The organism is Vibrio sp. Y51_MX_L26 (genome assembly GCF_024181935.1).
GTDB lineage: Bacteria > Pseudomonadota > Gammaproteobacteria > Enterobacterales > Vibrionaceae > Vibrio > Vibrio diabolicus.
This window is the reverse complement of the sequence record NZ_JAMZAS010000001.1, coordinates 979279-997422: the sequence shown is the minus strand read 5'-3', so window position 1 is coordinate 997422 and position 18144 is coordinate 979279. Positions and strand designations below refer to the sequence as shown.

Sequence of the window (18144 nt, the reverse complement as noted above, 5' to 3'; positions counted from 1 at the left end):
GTCTGACTTCTATTAGACTCCATGGGTGTTTGTGGACAGATGCATACTAGTTATGAGTAACGAATCCCAGTTCACCTATGGAATCCCTAACAGCCGCCATATCTTCTTTAGCGAGTAAATCGTGATCTAAAGCTAACACCAGCCTCTTTTTGGCACGAGTAAGAGCGACATAGATTTTTTTCCATTCTTTATTAAATCGATTTGCTTTGCTAATACCATTTTGAGTTAAGTATTTCAGGGTATTAGGGCTAAGTATGATTACACACACATCAGCATCCAATCCCTTGATAGATTCGATACTTTGGACTTTGAATTGAACATCATTTTTTGTGCATGAATTGCATAGCTCATGTAATTGGGCGAAGTGCTGTTTATTAAGATCCAATGAATGCCGAGCAATGAGTTTACTTATGGCTTTCTTATTATCTTCATTGATCGCATCGTCCATAAAGTCAGAAAAAGCTGCTTTAACAAACAAAGCTTTGTCTTTCTTGTGGTTAGAATCACGAATCATTTCCTCGATCTCTCGTGGGAATGAGTGTTTGTGTTTAGATGAAGTTGTATAGCGACCATTCTTTTTGTCGATACAAACAAGCTGTTTTGTATCTAAGTAGTGCGTTAGTAGATCGTCATATCGCCCGTCCGTCGATTCAATGTACATGAGTTCACCAACCATTTCTGATAGTGACTCTTGTTGCTGATTTTCATAACAGAAGCTGTTGGAGACAGTTAGTATCTCTCTGGGGACTCGCCTAGTTTGATTGTTGATCGGTAGTATGGTCGCGTATTTTTTTTGAGCTAATTTTTGAACGAAAGCATCAAGATCTTGGGGAAACTTGATTGCTTGTTTTGGATCTCCGATCATGTATATGTCAATATCGTTGCTGCCTAGAACTTCGAAAAAGCGAAGTGCATCTTTATCTAAGTCTTGGACTTCGTCGATGAATATCTTGTCAAAACAGCTTCCTAGAATAGCCAAAAGTCTGCGGACTTTAGCTTTCTTCGCTCTGTTGTTGTGCTTGCTGGTGGTTTCATCAACAATTTGTTTAGCGATGTTGTAGACGCTCTCGGCATGAATGATGTTTTTATCTTTTAATCGCTTTAAGTGCCAGTTTTTGAATCTAGCATCGCTCGGTAACATCATTATTGATGCGTCGTTATACACATCTCCGAGAGTGAATGACGAGAATGGGTAGATGATTTCGTTTAACAAGAAGCTATGTATGGTCTGTATACAGAGATTCGACGGAATAAAGCCATGCTGTTTGATTATCTCTTGCTCTATCTTCGCTGTTGCAGAGTTTGTGTACGTAAGTGCAAATGTCTTTTTGTGACTAGTACAAGCTTCGATGTGCTCTATCAAAGTCTTTGCTAAACCATAAGTTTTTCCAGCACCTGCACCAGCAATCTGTACTTCTATCATGATACCGCCTCGATAACCTCAGCGATGTGAGCTGGTAACTTGATATCCAGCGGATTCTCTTCATCAACCATCGCATCACATACATCAAGCATTCTTGCTGTCTTACCATTAATCATGTGTTTGGATACTGCGTCGAGGTCGCCTTCCATTTCGAATAAATCACTTAGTAAAGCTAGGTTGTCTTCTGCTTCTACTAAATCAATTTCAAGTGTGTAGTTTGTTGTTGTTCTTACAGTGACATTCGCATGCGCTGTGTCATAGGCATCATGTTTGGCTTTAGCCGCATCTGAATTGTCATAATCACGGACAACACCAATTTTCTTGTTCTGGTTATCTTTGTTCAAGGCTAGCCATATATCTAAGAAAGTGGCGTAACCACGTTGACCAATTGGAATAATATCAATGTCGTTGAGGGCTGGCTGTTTAGACAGATAAGTGCTGATTAGCATTTCTTCAGTCGGACCTTCTAGGAGAATGACTTTGTTCGCAAACAGCAGCTTTAAGATGTCGAAGTTAGGTCTCTTTCTTAGGTAATCAACTAGCTTAGTTGGAGTATCAGACAGACTAATTGCTTTCTCGCCAGTAAACGCCAACACATTAGAGATCTTTAGCTTGTTGATGATCGATGGGTTATGGGTCGAAATGATAGTTTGTACAAGCGAGCCACTGTTGCTTGAGCTTTTCTCAATGAAGTCTCTTACTAAACGAAGGTTGTTAACGCTCAAGTGTGCTTCTGGTTCTTCTATACAGCACAAGTTGAATGTATCACCACATGACTTGTAGTAAGCAAACAAGATGAGTATGTAGATAAGATTTCGTTGTCCTAAGCCTTTTTGGTACAGAAATTCATTCCCGTATTTCAAAGTGATGTTCGATAAGATGTTCTTCAAGTTAGGCAGGTTAGGAGTGCACTCAAGCTGTTTGATAATACTGTCGTAATTCTCAAAATCGTCATTAGTTCTAATGACTTTGTCGAATGTTTCAGTCTTTTCAATAGCACTAAAAAACTCAGAGTAGGCGGTATTGATCTGACCTTTGTCGTCATCGTTGAGAGTGTTCATAAGCAGTTTGGTGAAAATGCTATTGGACTTCATTGAACTGCTTTCTGAGAAGTCATCTCGCTCTGCATTGATGCTATGGAGACTGACGTGTTTTAAGTCACTGTATGCGATAGGCTTTTCGTTGTTCACAGAGACGACTTGGTAGTCGTATAGCTCAACGGGTAGAGTAAACCAGTTAATATCATCTAAAGTCTTACCAGCGAACGATTTCTTCACGACCTCAAGCAAATCTTTGTCGTCTTTAGGCTTAAAGTCGTATCTGATTTTGTAAGTTTCTTTATCTCCATCTGCAACAATCCACTTAGCTAACAGTGCTGTTTCATAAGCATCTTTCGGATCAGCGAACTCTACGGTTACTGATACTTTAGGGATCTTTTTAAGCTGATTCTCTTCGGTGTCATCATTGACAACGGACGTTAGAAAATCAATAACGGAATCTTTGTTGATATCAGAAACACTCAAACGCTTCTGGTTGAAGTCTATTAGGTTGCCGCTTAACGGTAACGAAAGTGCGGTGAAAAAGTTCGTCTTACCAGTATCGTTTTCACCAATAACAACTGTCAGTTGTTGAAGTTTAGCTTCGAAAGTGCGGAAACTACGGTAGTTGTTAATCGTTACCTTTCTGATGTACATAGGAATTTCCCTAAAAAAGAAAACAAGCGCATATGCTACTAATGTACTACAGGTTATTGTATTGTTCCTACTACTTGTTGGTGCCTAAGTGTGATCGCACGTAACTCACAAATGTCCAAAAGCTTGTTGGCGCAGTTCAAAGCAGACACTTGCTTTGGGTTACTCGACTCCAAGTAACTTTATTGCTATGTTTCGCAAAATATATGGAGAATCTCCTGCGCGTTATTTTTCCAGATGCCGTGCAGAGTAATGTATTGATCGGCTGGGTAAAAATGAAAACCAAAATAATAATGTCGTTTCTACTCACTTCATTGTGTGTCAGTGTTAGCGCCAGTACGAATGAGCCGAAATACCATTCTGCGCTAACAGTCAAAACGGTATTCAGTGAAGACAGAGATAAGCCAGTAGAAGTCTATTATTGGTATCCCACAACGAACGGAAAAACCAACTTCACGTTTGGTAGGGGTAACATTTTTAAATCAGTCGAAACGCAGTTAGATGCCCCTTTAGCAAGTGGAAAATTTCCCGTTGTGCTTTTGTCGCAGGGCGGAACACGGTCAGCATTTTCCCATAGTGGTTGGATAGCTTCAGGCTTAGCGAAACAAGGTTATATCGTTGTTGTACCAAAGCCTCCTGCACCGAACGAAATCAATGCAGAAATGGCTGTTGATGAAATCACTTTCAGGACTAGTGATTTGGTGCTTGGGCTGAACGAATTAAGTTCGGTCGGGATACTGTCCGGAGGTGTAGATACTGATGAAGTGCAGGGTGTCGGCTTTTTTCTGGGTGGCACATCTATGCTGATGCTCTCCGGAGCGCAAATAAGCCCGGAAAAATATCGAACATCGTGTCACAACGTCACCAATGTAGACTGTCATTGGTTACGTGAAAATGACGTTGATATTACCAACATCCCGGATCAAAAATTCCCCCGATTTCAGTCTGAAAACAAACTGAAATCGGTCGTCGTTATCAACCCTGAGCTAACAAAAACTTTTGTCCCTGAAGCTCTAGCCTTGATGAAAAATACCATCACCTTGGTGATGCTTTCTGATCGGCTACATCCCGCACTGACACCAGCCGAATCACTCGTTGCTCTTCCCAATGTGACATTTCAAGAGATCCCCAGTGCGAGTCAGTTTAGTGCGTTCGCAGAATGTACTGAGCGTGGCATTAAAATTCTCGCATCAGAAGGGGAGGAAGCACTTTGCCAGGAGCGTGACGAGGTTTCCAGAAAGGATAATCACCAACAAATTTTGGATGTAATTCTGGCTAGGTTAACAAAGTCATAAGAGTGCAACAATGCGGTACTTTCTTACACATTGTCTGCTTGAACAAGCAAAGCGAGGAATAAGTTTTTCAGGCTTGTCCCCACACCATATTACAAGACCTACTAATGACGGTATTATTTGCCCTAATTAAGTACTTGTACCAGCATTTTAAAACTTAGAAGAACACACAAAATACCAACGATTTTCTTAAGAACTTTATTTGGGAAATACTCTGCGCAACGCACTCCGAGGCTAGTAGTTAAGTAGCTGCTAATGGAGAAGCTGATCATTGCAGGAAGGTATATGTATCCTAATACTAAGTTGTTCCAATCTGTATTTTCCCATCCGTTTAACATGTAACCGAGGCTTCCTGATAGCGCGATAGGGAAACCTATCGCAGCAGAGGTGCCAATAGCTCGTTTTACCTCAAAATTTTGCTGGACAAGATAGGGGATGATCAGCCCCGCACCGCTTATAGAGACAAGTGCTGATACAGAGCCAATCACAGAGCCTACAGTGATGTTACCGATAGCCCCATGTGGGTTCGGGTTGTACTCATTTTCAGTGTTGAGAAACATCTTATAAGCTACATACAACATGAATACGCTGAAAAAACCTGCCAGATAGATCCCCTGTAGATACGATGCTACGAATGTGGCGCAAAATGTTCCGACTAGAACTCCGCTCAACATTTTTACTACCATTGTCGAGTCTACATTCTCTTTTTTGTAGTGAGCGCGCATGCTGCCCAATGTTGTAATAATCATCGAAGCCATTGATGTCCCTAACGCAAGATGGACCACTTCTGTATCAGCTATTCCCTGTAGTGAAAACAGAAACGCAAAAATCGGGACGGCCACTCCACCACCACCCACACCAACGAGTCCAGCGAGAAAGCCGATGCCCAAGCCTGCTGTAATGTAATAGATAATAAAGATAGGTTCGTTCATGATGGTTCTGCCTTCGATAAAATGGTCGTTGCTAAAATGTTACTCGAACGCTAACTTGCTATGGTAACGTTAAGAGGACAGAAAATAATGAATAATGGCCAAAATGGAATTGAGTAAATAAAGTGACAAACTCTGACTACAGCGAATGGAAAAATGGCGCCGCGTTGATCGCTAAGGAGTGGCAGCATGAAAGGAGCGACTTCAACCATTTGGATCAACGGCCACATAATTGGCACAGTCATCATCGAGGCCAGCTACTGTGTATAGATGAAGGGCTAATTCAGGTCAAAACCGATGAAGGAACGTGGATACTACCCCCTCACCGAGCTGGTTGGATCCCCCCGGGTGCGATGCACAGTGTTTATTTTTGTGGTTCTCTGAAAGGTCGTTCATTACTGTTTACTCCAGAGAGTTGTGAGCGGTTTCCAATGAGACCTTGTGTTATCCAAATGAGCGATGTGTTGAAAGCCCTATCGGTTAGAGCATCGATATGGAGCAAAACAGACGATCTATCCATACAGTCTTTACGTATTCTCGCCGTAATATCCGATGAAATCGTCAATAGCCCTCATGAGTCACTCCACATCCCACTGCCCAGAGATCCGAGACTGCAAAAAGTTACTCAAGCAATTTTAATAGACCCAAACAGCAAGCATTCTGTAGAGCATTGGGCCAATATTGGGGCAGTCTCATCTCGGACGTTAAGACGATTGATTCGAAGTGAGTTAAACATGAGTTTTAGTGAATGGCGGCAACAAGTACTGCTAATACATTCATTAGAAATGATGGCACGCGGAGAATCTGTAGGAGCGGTTGCACATGCTTTGGGTTATTCGACGCCCAGTAACTTTATCGCGATGTTTCGTCGGGTCTATGGCGATTCACCCACGCGTTACTTTTCGAGTCGTGGCATATAGTTGCTAAGAGCTTACCTAAATTAGGTTCGTTTTTATGTACTGAGGTTTACATACATTTACTCACCCAACATGTGCAAGTGCTTCTAGCTTCTTTCTGCCCAAATGAGCTGAAATCAATTTCGAAGTGGATAATAGATTTCAAGATTTCAAGATTTCAAGATTTTAAAATATTTAATCTAATGGAAGGCAAGACCACACTCCTACGGTTATTGACAACTTAAAGGGGGGAGAATGTTCATTCCTTTGCTTTAAATGTACTTCAAAATTACCCGTTCAACTTGTGCCATACAGGCTCTTTATCGTCTCCCTCAACCACACGATTTTAGGGTTCTTGTTATTGCGTTTGTGCCAAATCATAGTGAATGGAATCAGTAGCTTGTGCTGATAATCTTCCGCAATGGGGATAGGCAACGCTATTAAGTTGGGGTGAAGCTGTTCGCAGTATCGCTGACAATATTTTGGTGCTGTGGTTAACATTTGATGATCGGGCTTTTCTGCAACAAATAAAGCTTGCTCGAAACTCGCCATCGTTAGGCTAACGTTTCGAGTATATCCCTGTTCAGCCAAGATCTCATCCAATGCCCAACTGTCATTTTTCTCCCATGCTACATTGATGTGGGCATAGCTTAAGAAAGTATCTAAATTCCACTCTTGCTTGAGTGCAGGATGATCCTTGCGGACATACACCATAGGTAAATCCGAGAACAGCACTTCGAAATTAATAAAATACGGGAGCAGTTCTAACGACTCTTTGGAGCGAGGATGGCTTTCACGGCCAGTAAAACCAATATCCACTTCACCGCTGGTAATGGCGTCTAACGAGTCGTAATCCCAGTTATGGAACTTTACCGTTGAGTCTGGATAAAAATCATGGATTCGTTTAGTCAGTTCATCCGCCATGATGAGTGACAATGGCGACTCTACTCCAAGATGAAATTTAACCCCGCTTGGCGCATCATCACCTCGGTGTGAAACAATCAGGTTACCGATCTGCATCCAGTCTGACAAAAGCACTTGCACGTTTGTCGCGAGATTTGTTGGCTTTAGGCCTTGCGGCGTATTCACAAAAAGCGGGTCATCAAACCAAGCGCGCAATTTGCCTAAAGACTTACTCACGGTTGAGGGAGTTACATTAAGTTTTTTCGCCGTTTTAGTAACACTCTGCTCTTGCAGTAGCAATTGCAGAGTGAGCAGTAAATTAAGATCAAGTCGGGCAAGAGATTTCTTCATGAGGCTCACTAACGTTCTGATTTGGAAATAATAATATTATGGAGAGTCCAATAACGCTACTAGCAACCAACGCTATCATTAACATCATCACAGCCGACACACCTAACGTCGCCATCAACCAAATGTAAAGTGCAGACCAAGAAACCTGCCCTATGCCAAGCATAGAACTTGCCTGACCAGCTTTACGAGAAAACTGACTTAGCGCCTGACTCATCGCCACACCAAACCCCATAGGGAAACTCATGCTGAGCAGAGTGAACCCTACCATATAAAGTGTCGGACTATCGCTATTCAAGTGAGCCGCGAGAATAACGATAGCCGACAAAAAATTGGTCATTTGTGCAGCGAACATCAATGTGGTTTGTTTGAAGTAAGACAGAGCAAATGGGACTGAAAACGATGTTGCCATACCTACCATTGCGAGTAGTGCCATCGTGGTTGAGTAATCGCCTCGAGTAAAGCCAATCGAATCCATTATTATCATTGGTGACGTATTTACATAAGAGAGAATCGCTGTGACGCCTAAAGATGTATAAATAACGCGCGATATAAAAAAACGGTTATATAGTGATTCGTTCGAATCTTCACTCATATCTAAAAGTGTGCGCTTGGTTTTAGGCAAGGTTTCTTTTAAGACGAAGCAAGCAATTAAGCCTATCGCAATACCCATCATCGCCATGGCAGTGAATAACACGGGCCACGGAAACTTGATCATAATCAGATTGCCGATCACGGGGGCAAGTACTGGGATAGAACAGATAATTCCATTGAGCATCGATAGAACCTTAGCTCGCTTTTGCTCACCTAAAGTGTCGCGCAAAATGGCAAAGGCCACTACATAGCAACATGCGGCACCTACACCTTGGAAGAAGCGCATTATTAGAAAGCTATTACTGGTCTCAGCAGAGCCCGCGAACATTGATGCAAGGGTAAAAATCACTGCACCGCAAATGGCAACAGGTTTGCGTCCAAAACAATCAGCAGCCCGCCCAACAAAAACCATCGTCGATGCTAGACCAGCGAGGTAAATAGAAAAGGCAATATGAAGTTGTGATTCGCTCGCAGACAAGTCATTGGCGATTTGTGGTAAAGCAACCAAGTAGAGATCTATTGCCGTAGGATAAAGCAACACAAAGGCGAAGCTACATATCAGATATCGGGGCAAATTAATTTGTTCCATTACTACCTCGTGAAGGAATTGGGCTTACGAGGATGATATGCAACATTACTCATCTTGGCGCGTTACCTTTCTGACAACAGGTATTTCCATATACGACATCAGCAACGATTGTGGCTACAGCAGTCAAACTTACACTGAGAAGAACCGTGGTATCGGGTGAAAGCAATCTATACAACCGAGTCCACAACATTAGCTAAATAGATAACGATGGACATTAGTGACCTAGGGCTTTGCTCAAGCTGTATTCTGCTCTCAAAACCGAAGGTTTAGATAGTATGATTAAGCCTTTCAAGCGGAGTTGGTCTGTCTCTGCAACCTTAATTTTTCCAAAATACAATGTATTTTGCTTTACAGGATTCAGATGCCTGGCTCCTTTTCCCTTTGTTCGTCGCGAACGCTACCACCGTGAGTCGTAGAGCCTTGGTTATCGAAACCATTAACTCATGTTAGTGAAAGGAAATTCCTGCTCCCTACAGTGCTTCTCTCACCAGTCTTCTGTTTGGCTCATTATCGCTAACATCCAGACGCGAAATAGCATAAGATACACGGCCTTTACTAGCACTGAGCCACTCATCGTAATGACAGATAAAACACAGCAAGCGACATTTGCCGATCTTGGCCTGATTCCAACCTTAGTCGAGCGACTAGAAGCGTTAGAATACAGCCAACCGACGCCCATTCAATCTCATACCATTCCTTATATCCTTGAAGGGAAAGACATTGTTGGCGGTGCCAATACGGGCTCTGGTAAAACCGCTGCTTTTTCGCTGCCAATTCTGCAAAAAATTGTTCAGCAAGACGAAACAAATCATCGCCGTGGTAACTTCGTTTCTCACCTGATTTTAGTACCAACTCGTGAGTTGGCATCACAGGTGGCATACAACGTCAAATCTTACTCATACCATCTTAGAGATACGATCAAAACGGTTGCCGTATTTGGTGGTGTGTCGGTGAACCCACAAATGCTGGCGCTTCGCGGTGGCTGTGACATTATAGTAGCTACGCCAGGTCGATTACTTGATCTGGTATCCAGTAACGCGATTAAGTTGGACCAAGTAAAAACGCTCGTGCTCGATGAAGCTGACCGTATGTTGAGCCTCGGATTTACCGAAGAACTCAATAAGATTCTTGCGTTACTGCCAGAGAAGAAACAGACGCTGTTATTTTCTGCTACTTTCCCTGATAAAGTCACGACGCTGTCTCAGCACTTGCTCCGTGACCCTGTTGAAGTTCAGTTGCAGAGCGCAGAAGCCAGCACTTTGGTGCAACGCGTGTTTAGTGTAAATAAAGGTGATAAAACGGCGGTACTTGCGCACTTAATCAAACAGCATCAGTGGCGACAGACTTTGATTTTTGTGAATGCTAAGAATGCCTGTAACCATTTAGCTCAAAAACTGTCAAAACGCGGTATTACTGCTGAAGTTTTCCATGGTGATAAAGGGCAGGGCGCTCGTACTCGTGTCCTTGACGGTTTTAAGTCTGGCGAGATTCAAGTTCTTATTGCCACCGATATCGCAGCACGTGGCCTTGATATTGAAAAGCTGCCAGTGGTGATTAACTTCGATCTTCCGCGTAGTCCTGCTGACTATATGCATCGAATCGGTCGTAGTGGTCGTGCTGGTGAAGTGGGTCTAGGGCTATCCCTTATCGATTACGATGACTATCACCATTTCAAAGTGATAGAAAAGAAAAATAAGTTCCAACTTGAACGTGAGCAGGTAGAGGGCTTTGAAGTGGAAGACGACCAAAGTGAAGCCTACTTTTTACCGATGAAGCCGCGTGCAAAGCCAGCAGGTACAGGGAAAAAGAAGAAAAAGCGCAATCAATAGAAAACGTAAACTACATGTGAGTTTACTTATGGGAGGTGCTGGAGAAGGGGGCGCACTAGCTTGAGTATTCGCTTCTAGCCATTTCTTTAAAGAACAATAGAGCCTTGCTGGAGCTACCAGTAGGGCTCTATTGCTTTTCAAGGTAATGTGCTATCGACGCGTCGGACGTCCACGAGGTGAACGTTTTTTAAATGCGGATGCAGCTTTAGCTTGTGACTTAAGGATAGAGTCAACGGTTAGCGGCATTGGCTCTTTAGGTTCAAGACCATGAGGGAAAGTACGAGCTCTCGGTGGTAAATCATATTCTTCTTCACTTGCGCGTGGCATGCGCTTAAAGCGATAAAGGTAAAAGTTTTCTAATTTTTCTCTCGCCCATTCGGTCTTCTTTAAATACTTCACACTACTTGCAATCGAAGGCTTAGTGTTAAAGCAATTAAAGCGCATTGCTGTATCTAGAATGTCCCAGCCATAAAAATCCACCAACTCTTGCAACATAGTTTCTAGCTTTAACCCGTGCAGTGGGTTGTTCCGTTGCAGTTCGATTCTTTCTTCGTCAGTCATCATTTTCGGGGCCTTACTCATCAAAGGGTGGAGTTTAGCAAAGTATACATTACAGAGATATCTATAGTTAGGCAGCGATGGTTTGGGTTGCAACTCGATTTGATGTTGTTAGTGCGTACTTGCATGAGCAAAATTAACCAATTACCTGTGTGAATACGGATATGTTTTTTCTACCTTGAAAAGCACAGGTGGAGTTGCGACTGCTCCTCTTCTTGAATTGCTGTTCAAAAACTCTCACTAAAGATCAGCGTACTCTAATGTAATGTTAAATCTTTGTGTAATAAGTGAGATTTTTGTTGTTCTTTTACTAATGTCTAATATTCCTACCGATAGCAACACATGCTTAATAGGTTCAAATCAAAAATTAGCCATACCGCTTTCTTGGTGTGGTCTCGATGTTTGATGTGGGTGTTGTCTCGTATTGGTCTGTATACCAAGCGAAACTCTAGTTGGCATAGTTCAACGTTGAAATATAACAAAGGATAGCTCAATGTCTGACTCAAGTAAGACCTTTTACAGGGATGTGCGCAAAAAACCGCATGAATTTGAAAGTCGTGAAGACTTTCTAAACCATGATTTAACTATCATGAGCTTTCGTCGCTGGGGTATTCATTTGCCATCACGTGATTACAGTATTGAAATCGAAGACTGGGTGCCTGCATTAGCCGCAACCATTGGTAAAGTGGTGATGGTCACCGCTATGGTTGCTGCCTTTGCTGCTCAGTTCGGTTTATCTCCGGAGTTCGTTGCAGAAAACGTGCGTTACGAATTGCTTATCGCGGGTGCTTTGTTCGTTATTTTGTTTTCTGCCATCCTAAACCCGAACGCAAACCTAGCCGGTACCCACGGCCCAATGATACCGCTGATTCCCATGATTGCTGCCGCAGGAGGTCATCCTCTGGCGCTTGGCTTGATGGTATGTGCTTTTGGCTTAATTCTCGCTTTGACTAAAGGCGGTTCTAAACTCATGACCTTGACTGGCATTGGGGTTCGAGGAGGGTTATTGATCTACCTAGGCGCTGTTGGATTGCTCGGACAGATTAATAAGACTGAGGCGTGGGCTGCAAGTACAGACCAAGGTTACATTTCGTTTGTGGTCATAGGCCTAACCGTTATGGTTTATGCCTACCTAGCTAAGATCAACAAGCGTTGGTTGGCAATCCCTCTGTGCTCTGCACTCGCGGGTATTGTTGCTTATTTGATGGGCGCTGAGTTTGCTTTTACCACAGAACCGGGCCTGCCTAATTTCAGTCCATTCTACTGGTGGGGTGAAGATACAGGCTGGCAACTAGGTTGGCCAACCTTAGAGCACTTTATTGCCGTGACTCCATTTGCGCTACTGGCAGTCGCTATGTGGTCCCCTGATTATCTCGGCCATCGTGTGTTCCAAGAACTTAACTACCCAAAAGAAGCGAAAGGCGTACTCATGGATGTCGACGACACGATGGTCGGAGCGTCTGTTCGTCAGGGGGTTGGCTCACTCTTAGGGGGCGGTAACTTAGCTTCTTCTTGGGGGACGTACATGATTCCAGCCGCAATTGCTAAACGTCCTATTCCAGGTGGCGCACTGTTAACGGGTTTCATGTGTATTGCCGCGGCGGTAATTGGTTACCCTATGGATCTAGCGATGTGGGAGCCTGTTCTGCGTGTTGCTTTGATTGTCGGTGTATTCTTACCGCTTTTAGAAGCGGGTATGCAGATGATCCACAAGCATAAAGATTCACTCAGTGCCGGTATCTGTATTTTTGCCTGTGCATTCGTTAATCCAGTCTTTGGCTGGGCAATCACGATGCTGCTGGATAACCTTGGACTTATCGGCGACCATGAGCGTGCCAACGAACTCTCGAGAAAAGATAAATACCTGATTCCTGGTACTGCATTTATCGTCTGTGCAGGCTCGCTTGCTGTCGTTGGTCAACTTCCGGGCATTCCTGCTCTGATCGGTTAATCGAATTATGCTCTAAAGGCATAGTTGGAGTGGTGAGTGAGAGGGCTTTCTCAAGCTATGACTATTTCTCAAAAGTAAAAGGTTTGAACTGTGTAGTTAAGCCTTTAAAGCGCATGTAGGGAAAGTAAGGCGCAAACAAAAAGCTACCTAGTAATAGGTAGCTTTTTGTATAGACAGTTAGCCTACGAAGTAGTGACTAAATGATTGATTCAATGCCGTATTTTGCGCCGTAGTGTTCAACGACAAAATCAATGTCTTTGTCACCGCGACCGGATAAGTTGATCAGAATTGAGCCAGTTTCTCCTTGCTTCGCGAGTTTAATCGCGTAAGCGACAGCGTGTGAGGATTCAATCGCTGGGATAATCCCCTCTTCGCGAGACAGTTCAAAGAATGCATCAATCGCTTCGTCATCGGTGATTGAGCCGTAATTGACACGGCCAATGTCTTTTAAGTAACTATGCTGAGGCCCAACCGATGGGTAATCTAAGCCACTTGCTACAGAATAGACTTCCTGTGGTTCGCCTTGCTCATCTTTAAGCATGTAAGACTTAAATCCGTGCATAATACCTGGCTCACCGAGTGTGAGTGTTGCAGCATGCTCGCCAACCTTTTTCAAAGAGCGGCCCGCGGGCTCGACGCCGTGAATAGCGACTTGTTCATCGTCTAAGAAAGCAGTAAATAGCCCCATCGCATTAGATCCTCCCCCAACACATGCAACGAGATTATTGGGTCGCTTACCAGTCATTTCTTTGAATTGAACACGTGCTTCGTTGCCGATAATTGATTGGAAATCTCGTACCATTTTAGGGAATGGGTGAGGGCCAACGACAGAGCCTATCGCATAAAGTTGTGTATCAGGATCTTTCAGATAAGCTTCGAATGCAGAATCTACCGCTTCTTTGAGGGTTTTGCGCCCATGAATGGCAGGAATGACATTAGCACCAAGGATTCTCATGCGGACGACATTCGGATGCTCTTTGGCGATATCAACTTCACCCATGTAAATATCGCATTTCAAGCCAACCAATGCCGCGGCTGTAGCAAGCGCAACACCGTGTTGTCCTGCGCCAGTTTCTGCAATCAGTTTCTTCTTACCCATCTTTTTAGCGAGAATGGCTTCTCCTAAGCAGTGGTTAATTTTATGTGCGCCTGTATGATTTAAGTCTTCACGCTTTAGGTAGATGTCTGCTCCGTATTTTTTAGACAAGTTTTCCGCATGGAAGATTGGGCTAGGTCGTCCAACAAAGTGCTTATACAGGCGAGCGAGCTCCGCTTTAAATTCAGGATCTTTGCTGCATTCCTCATAAGCTGCGTTGATGTCACGCATGATTTGTTCAAGCTCCGGCGGCACGAAGCTACCACCGTATTCACCAAAGTATCCTTCTTCATTTGGCATGGTGAGATCAAACGAGTTTTTCATTATTTACATCCTAGTTAACGAAAGTATTGATACTTTTATACCCAAAATTTGGAAGAGGTTGTGTGATCAGTTGCTTAAATCAGAATTCGCGCTCTAGTGAACTAGTTAAAAAGTACAATTTGTGTGGTTTTTAACGGGTTGGATACAACATAAGGTGGGGTTTAAGAGGCGCAAAAAAGCCCCGAGAGATCCTAGGCTGTCATAAGAACCTCTCGAGGCAAACAGAGTGCTGGAAATACACTCTGCGATGGTGTCTGGAAACAAAAGTTAGATTCGTTTCCTTTGCCAGATATTAGGGTTTTAGAATGAGCTGATGTCAGCGAAATGTCACAAGTTAATCGCGGTATCTAAAGCTTATTTTTTATTTTTGAACAATGGGTTAGAAAATAGACTACAACAGACTAACCTACCGTGTGTTCTGCATCTTTTAAATTGAACATGATCTTTCTTTGTTTCGAATCGACGTCTTTAACCAACACGTGCACTTTAGTCCCTAAAGTAAACGTGGTGCTCTGGCTAGAAATTTTTTGTTTGACTGCATCAAATTCGAACTCACCATTTTGGAAACTTGATAAAGGAATGAGACCTTCGATTCGGTTTTCCTCTAACTCAACAAATACTCCGAAGTGTGTGACTCCAGACACCGTCCCCATGAAGTGTTGCCCGATAAATGGCTTCATGTAATGACATTTCAGTGCAGACTCAACCTCTCGGCTCACTTCATCTGCCTGACGAGATTGATGTGAACAGTGCACGCTCAGTTGCTCGATTACTTTTGTATCGTAAGGGTAGTTGTTCGCCGCACCTGTCAATTGACGAATAGGTTTTAGTTTCATGAGCAGACTGCGTAGCTTGCCTGTTTTTTGCTCTCGAAGTTTAGCGCGAATGGCGCGGTGAACGAGTAAGTCTGGGTAACGACGAATTGGCGAAGTAAAGTGCGCGTATGCGTCATAGGCTAAACCGAAGTGACCCATATTCTTCGGCGAATACTCGGCTTGACTCTGAGAACGTAGCAGTAGGGTACGAATCACATCACACTCATCTAAATCTCGTACTTGTTCCAGTAATGCGTTGTAGTCATGAGAAGTTGGTTTATCACCACCCGCAAGCGTTAGCCCTTTGTCTGCAAGCATCATTCTTAATGAAGACAGTTTTTTCATCTGAGGACCAGAGTGCACGCGGTATAAGCTCGGTATTTTTTGTTGCTGCAAAAATTGAGCGGTGGCAACGTTGGCACACAGCATGAATTCTTCGATCATTCGATGGGCATCATTTCGAACTACAGGAACGATGGACGCGATTTTCTTTTTATTGTTTAACGTGAATGAAAGCTCTTGCGTGTCAAAATCAATGGCACCACGGACTTGACGTTGACCAGATAGGTTCAAATACAAGCGATGGAGATTCACCAGATGCTGTTTAATGTTTTGTTTTGGGTTCTTACCTTGGTATTTTTTTGCTTCCGTTGATTGGGAAACAATGCGGTAAGCTTCGTTATAAGTTAAACGAGCATGCGAGTGAATGATCCCTTCAGAAAACTCTGAATCTAGCATGTTACCTTCGTCGTCAAAGGTCATCTCACATACCATAACCAATCGGTCTTCATTCGGGTTAAGCGAGCACAAACCGTTAGATAATGTTTCTGGTAGCATTGGTACAACGTATCCGGGGAAGTAAACGGACGTTGCACGAGATTGCGCCTCAAGATCTAAATGGTCGTTTGGCTGAACGTAGTGAGATACGTCTGCAATCGCAACGAATAACTTCCAATGCCCATTGTCCATTTGGTATGCGTAAACGGCATCATCAAAGTCTTTCGCGTCGTCCCCATCGATAGTGACGAACGGTAAATCTCGATAATCTACTCGGGACGTTTTGTCTTTTTCTTCTACGTGATTGCCAAATGCGGAGGCGGCGTGAAGAACTTCATCATCCCAATGATCATTGATGCCATGTCGACGTAACGCCAATTTAACTTCAATCCCTGCTTCTCCCGGACGCCCTAATACTTCAGCCACTTCAACCGTTGTTGATTGTCTGTGATCTGGATAGGCAGTGACTTTACAATGAACGAGTTTACCGGCACTTTTGGTGATAAGATCATTTGGTGTGACCTGAATGGTTTGAGTCAGTTTCGCGCTTTCTGGCACTAGATAGAAGTTCGAACCTTTTCTCTTTAACAAGCCTACGATGTGGGTTGTTTTTCGTTCCACTATTTTGATGAAACGATGATTTGAGCGTCCTTGATGCTGAGCATTGCCTTTCAGAACCAGTACGATATCGCCATCAAACACATGAGTAAGTTGGTGTTTAGGTAAGAAAAGGTCTTTTTCATTACTGTCGTAAGTGACAAAACCAAAGCCGTCTGCGTGAATGCTGACCTTTCCAGAAACCAAAGCGGTTTGATCGACTTTCTTATAACCACGGCGATGCGTGAAAATCAACTGGCCATCGCGCTCCATAGCGCGTAAACGTTTTTTTAAAGCGTCTTTTTGTGGTTTCTCATCTAAGCCAGTAGAGCGAGAAATTTGCTCGTGACTTAAGTGATTTTTGACTTTATCGAATAGGCTAAGGATAACGTCTCGGCTAGGGATAATTTGCTCGTAATTATTAGAATTTATTGATTGTGCGGATATATTTAATTTCATTTTTTTCTCTTATATTCGCCAATCGCTTTTATTTTATAAACTTTATTTATATGAGCAAAGCATGAGGCGAAGTGATTCAGATATGAATCAGATTAACTTAATTCCAAACTGGAATTGCAAGGTAGGTAGTGTGATTACCTAAAGATGTATACCAAAGTGACTTTATTGAAAGTGATTAATGACGGTGTGGGAGAGGTAAGTGATTTGGGTATATAAACTTAGATAGAGAATAGTAAGGGCGGCAATAAGTGGAAGGGGATTGTGGCACCAACAACGTTGATGCCACACAAAGAATTACAGTGCTGTTACTTCAGCAGCTTGTAAACCTTTGTTACCTTGTTCAACAACGAACGATACTTTTTGGCCTTCAGTAAGAGTTTTGAAGCCTTCAGAAACAATAGAACGGAAGTGAACGAATACGTCATCACCGCCATTGTCTTGAGAAATAAAACCAAAACCTTTAGTTTCGTTGAACCATTTTACTGAACCAGTTAATTTATTAGACATAGATACCTCTATATTTGATTGTTTTAAATATTGAATTTTTAGCTAATATCAAGTGCTACTATATGATTTTAGAGATAACTATTTTGTCGCAGGAACGTAAACGAGGAATTCGATGTGGAACTGAGAGAAACTTTGATCTTTAATTACATTAATAGCTCTTTCCGTAAGAGCTGATGTGCAGTATACCGACAAAATTAATAAAGGCTAGCCTTTTCTTTTTTTATTTTTTAAGTACACCAAGCGCATTGCTTTCAAAGCATACGCTTGGTGTATAAGACGGCATGGTGTTATAGATGGTGCTGAGCGCTTAGTGTTTTCTGGTTGAGCCGTTACGAACGATGTCTTTACCATTGTCATATACGTGCTGCGAAACCCAGCGGCCAAGGAGCAATTGGTGCTTTTCTCCTAATACGGCAACAAATGGACGGCCATCGGTATTAGAGGTGGCTAGCGCAACGCCAGTGACACCTTCAAGACCCAGAGCGCCGCTTTCTACTAAATGCAGAAATGCCTCTAACTCTTCAATCGTTTCGATTACATGGTTATCAATATTCATTGTATTCAAT

Annotated in this window: 15 protein-coding genes; 5 read left to right on the top strand and 10 right to left on the bottom strand. The window is 43.0% G+C overall.

All coding sequences use genetic code 11. From position 1 onward, the window contains the following. Positions 1–46: 46 nt before the first annotated feature. Complete coding sequence (locus tag NL645_RS04200) at positions 47–1423, bottom strand: UvrD-helicase domain-containing protein (RefSeq protein ID WP_253651265.1); 1377 nt, start codon at positions 1421–1423, stop codon at positions 47–49. Next, on the bottom strand, positions 1420–3117 hold the full coding sequence (locus tag NL645_RS04195; protein WP_046875411.1) for an ATP-dependent endonuclease: 1698 nt from the start codon (positions 3115–3117) through the stop codon (positions 1420–1422). The genes NL645_RS04200 and NL645_RS04195 overlap by 4 nt, the downstream gene beginning before the upstream one ends. 203 nt (positions 3118–3320) lie before the next feature. Here NL645_RS04195 and NL645_RS04190 point away from each other — a divergent pair, with 203 nt between their 5' ends. Beyond that, entirely contained in the window at positions 3321–4409 is a 1089-nt protein-coding gene (locus NL645_RS04190) for a hypothetical protein (protein WP_253651264.1), read from the top strand. A gap of 122 nt (positions 4410–4531) precedes the next feature. Here the strand turns inward: NL645_RS04190 and NL645_RS04185 are convergent, their stop codons facing one another. Further along, the gene (locus tag NL645_RS04185) at positions 4532–5338 is read right to left on the bottom strand and encodes a sulfite exporter TauE/SafE family protein (protein WP_253651263.1); all 807 of its coding nucleotides are present in this window, start codon (positions 5336–5338) and stop codon (positions 4532–4534) included. A 122-nt stretch (positions 5339–5460) separates the two neighbouring features. Here NL645_RS04185 and NL645_RS04180 point away from each other — a divergent pair, with 122 nt between their 5' ends. After that, complete coding sequence (locus NL645_RS04180; RefSeq protein WP_253651262.1) at positions 5461–6255, top strand: helix-turn-helix transcriptional regulator; 795 nt, start codon at positions 5461–5463, stop codon at positions 6253–6255. 273 nt (positions 6256–6528) lie between these two features. On the opposite strand, the gene yidZ is transcribed toward NL645_RS04180, so the two are convergent. Next, positions 6529–7485, bottom strand: a complete 957-nt coding sequence (gene yidZ, locus NL645_RS04175) for an HTH-type transcriptional regulator YidZ (protein WP_253651261.1) — start codon at positions 7483–7485, stop codon at positions 6529–6531. Then, the gene (locus NL645_RS04170; RefSeq protein ID WP_276576995.1) at positions 7460–8665 is read right to left on the bottom strand and encodes an MFS transporter; all 1206 of its coding nucleotides are present in this window, start codon (positions 8663–8665) and stop codon (positions 7460–7462) included. Before NL645_RS04170 ends, yidZ begins: the two co-directional genes overlap by 26 nt. 37 nt (positions 8666–8702) lie before the next feature. On the opposite strand from NL645_RS04170, the gene NL645_RS23085 reads away from it, so the two are divergent. Further along, positions 8703–8825 (top strand): hypothetical protein, encoded by a 123-nt coding sequence (locus tag NL645_RS23085; RefSeq protein WP_258663106.1) that lies wholly within the window; start codon positions 8703–8705, stop codon positions 8823–8825. Positions 8826–9243: 418 nt separating this feature from the next. Continuing rightward, positions 9244–10494 (top strand): DEAD/DEAH box helicase, encoded by a 1251-nt coding sequence (locus NL645_RS04165; RefSeq protein WP_253651260.1) that lies wholly within the window; start codon positions 9244–9246, stop codon positions 10492–10494. A 150-nt stretch (positions 10495–10644) separates the two neighbouring features. Here NL645_RS04165 and NL645_RS04160 read toward each other — a convergent pair whose 3' ends face one another. Then, entirely contained in the window at positions 10645–11058 is a 414-nt protein-coding gene (locus NL645_RS04160; protein ID WP_005391068.1) for a VF530 family DNA-binding protein, read from the bottom strand. A 487-nt stretch (positions 11059–11545) separates the two neighbouring features. Here NL645_RS04160 and NL645_RS04155 point away from each other — a divergent pair, with 487 nt between their 5' ends. Next, complete coding sequence (locus tag NL645_RS04155) at positions 11546–13003, top strand: DUF3360 domain-containing protein (RefSeq protein WP_005391067.1); 1458 nt, start codon at positions 11546–11548, stop codon at positions 13001–13003. 196 nt (positions 13004–13199) lie between these two features. Here NL645_RS04155 and trpB read toward each other — a convergent pair whose 3' ends face one another. From trpB to NL645_RS04135, 4 genes are all read right to left on the bottom strand, one after another. Continuing rightward, positions 13200–14423, bottom strand: coding sequence for a tryptophan synthase subunit beta (gene trpB / locus NL645_RS04150; protein WP_253651259.1), 1224 nt, complete (start codon positions 14421–14423; stop codon positions 13200–13202). A 401-nt stretch (positions 14424–14824) separates the two neighbouring features. Beyond that, positions 14825–17071, bottom strand: coding sequence for a ribonuclease R (rnr, locus tag NL645_RS04145; RefSeq protein WP_253651258.1), 2247 nt, complete (start codon positions 17069–17071; stop codon positions 14825–14827). A 294-nt stretch (positions 17072–17365) separates the two neighbouring features. Beyond that, on the bottom strand, positions 17366–17578 hold the full coding sequence (locus NL645_RS04140) for a cold-shock protein (protein ID WP_005375644.1): 213 nt from the start codon (positions 17576–17578) through the stop codon (positions 17366–17368). Between the two features lie 307 nt (positions 17579–17885). Next, positions 17886–18134, bottom strand: a complete 249-nt coding sequence (locus NL645_RS04135; protein WP_005391061.1) for a hypothetical protein — start codon at positions 18132–18134, stop codon at positions 17886–17888. Positions 18135–18144 lie beyond the last annotated feature (10 nt).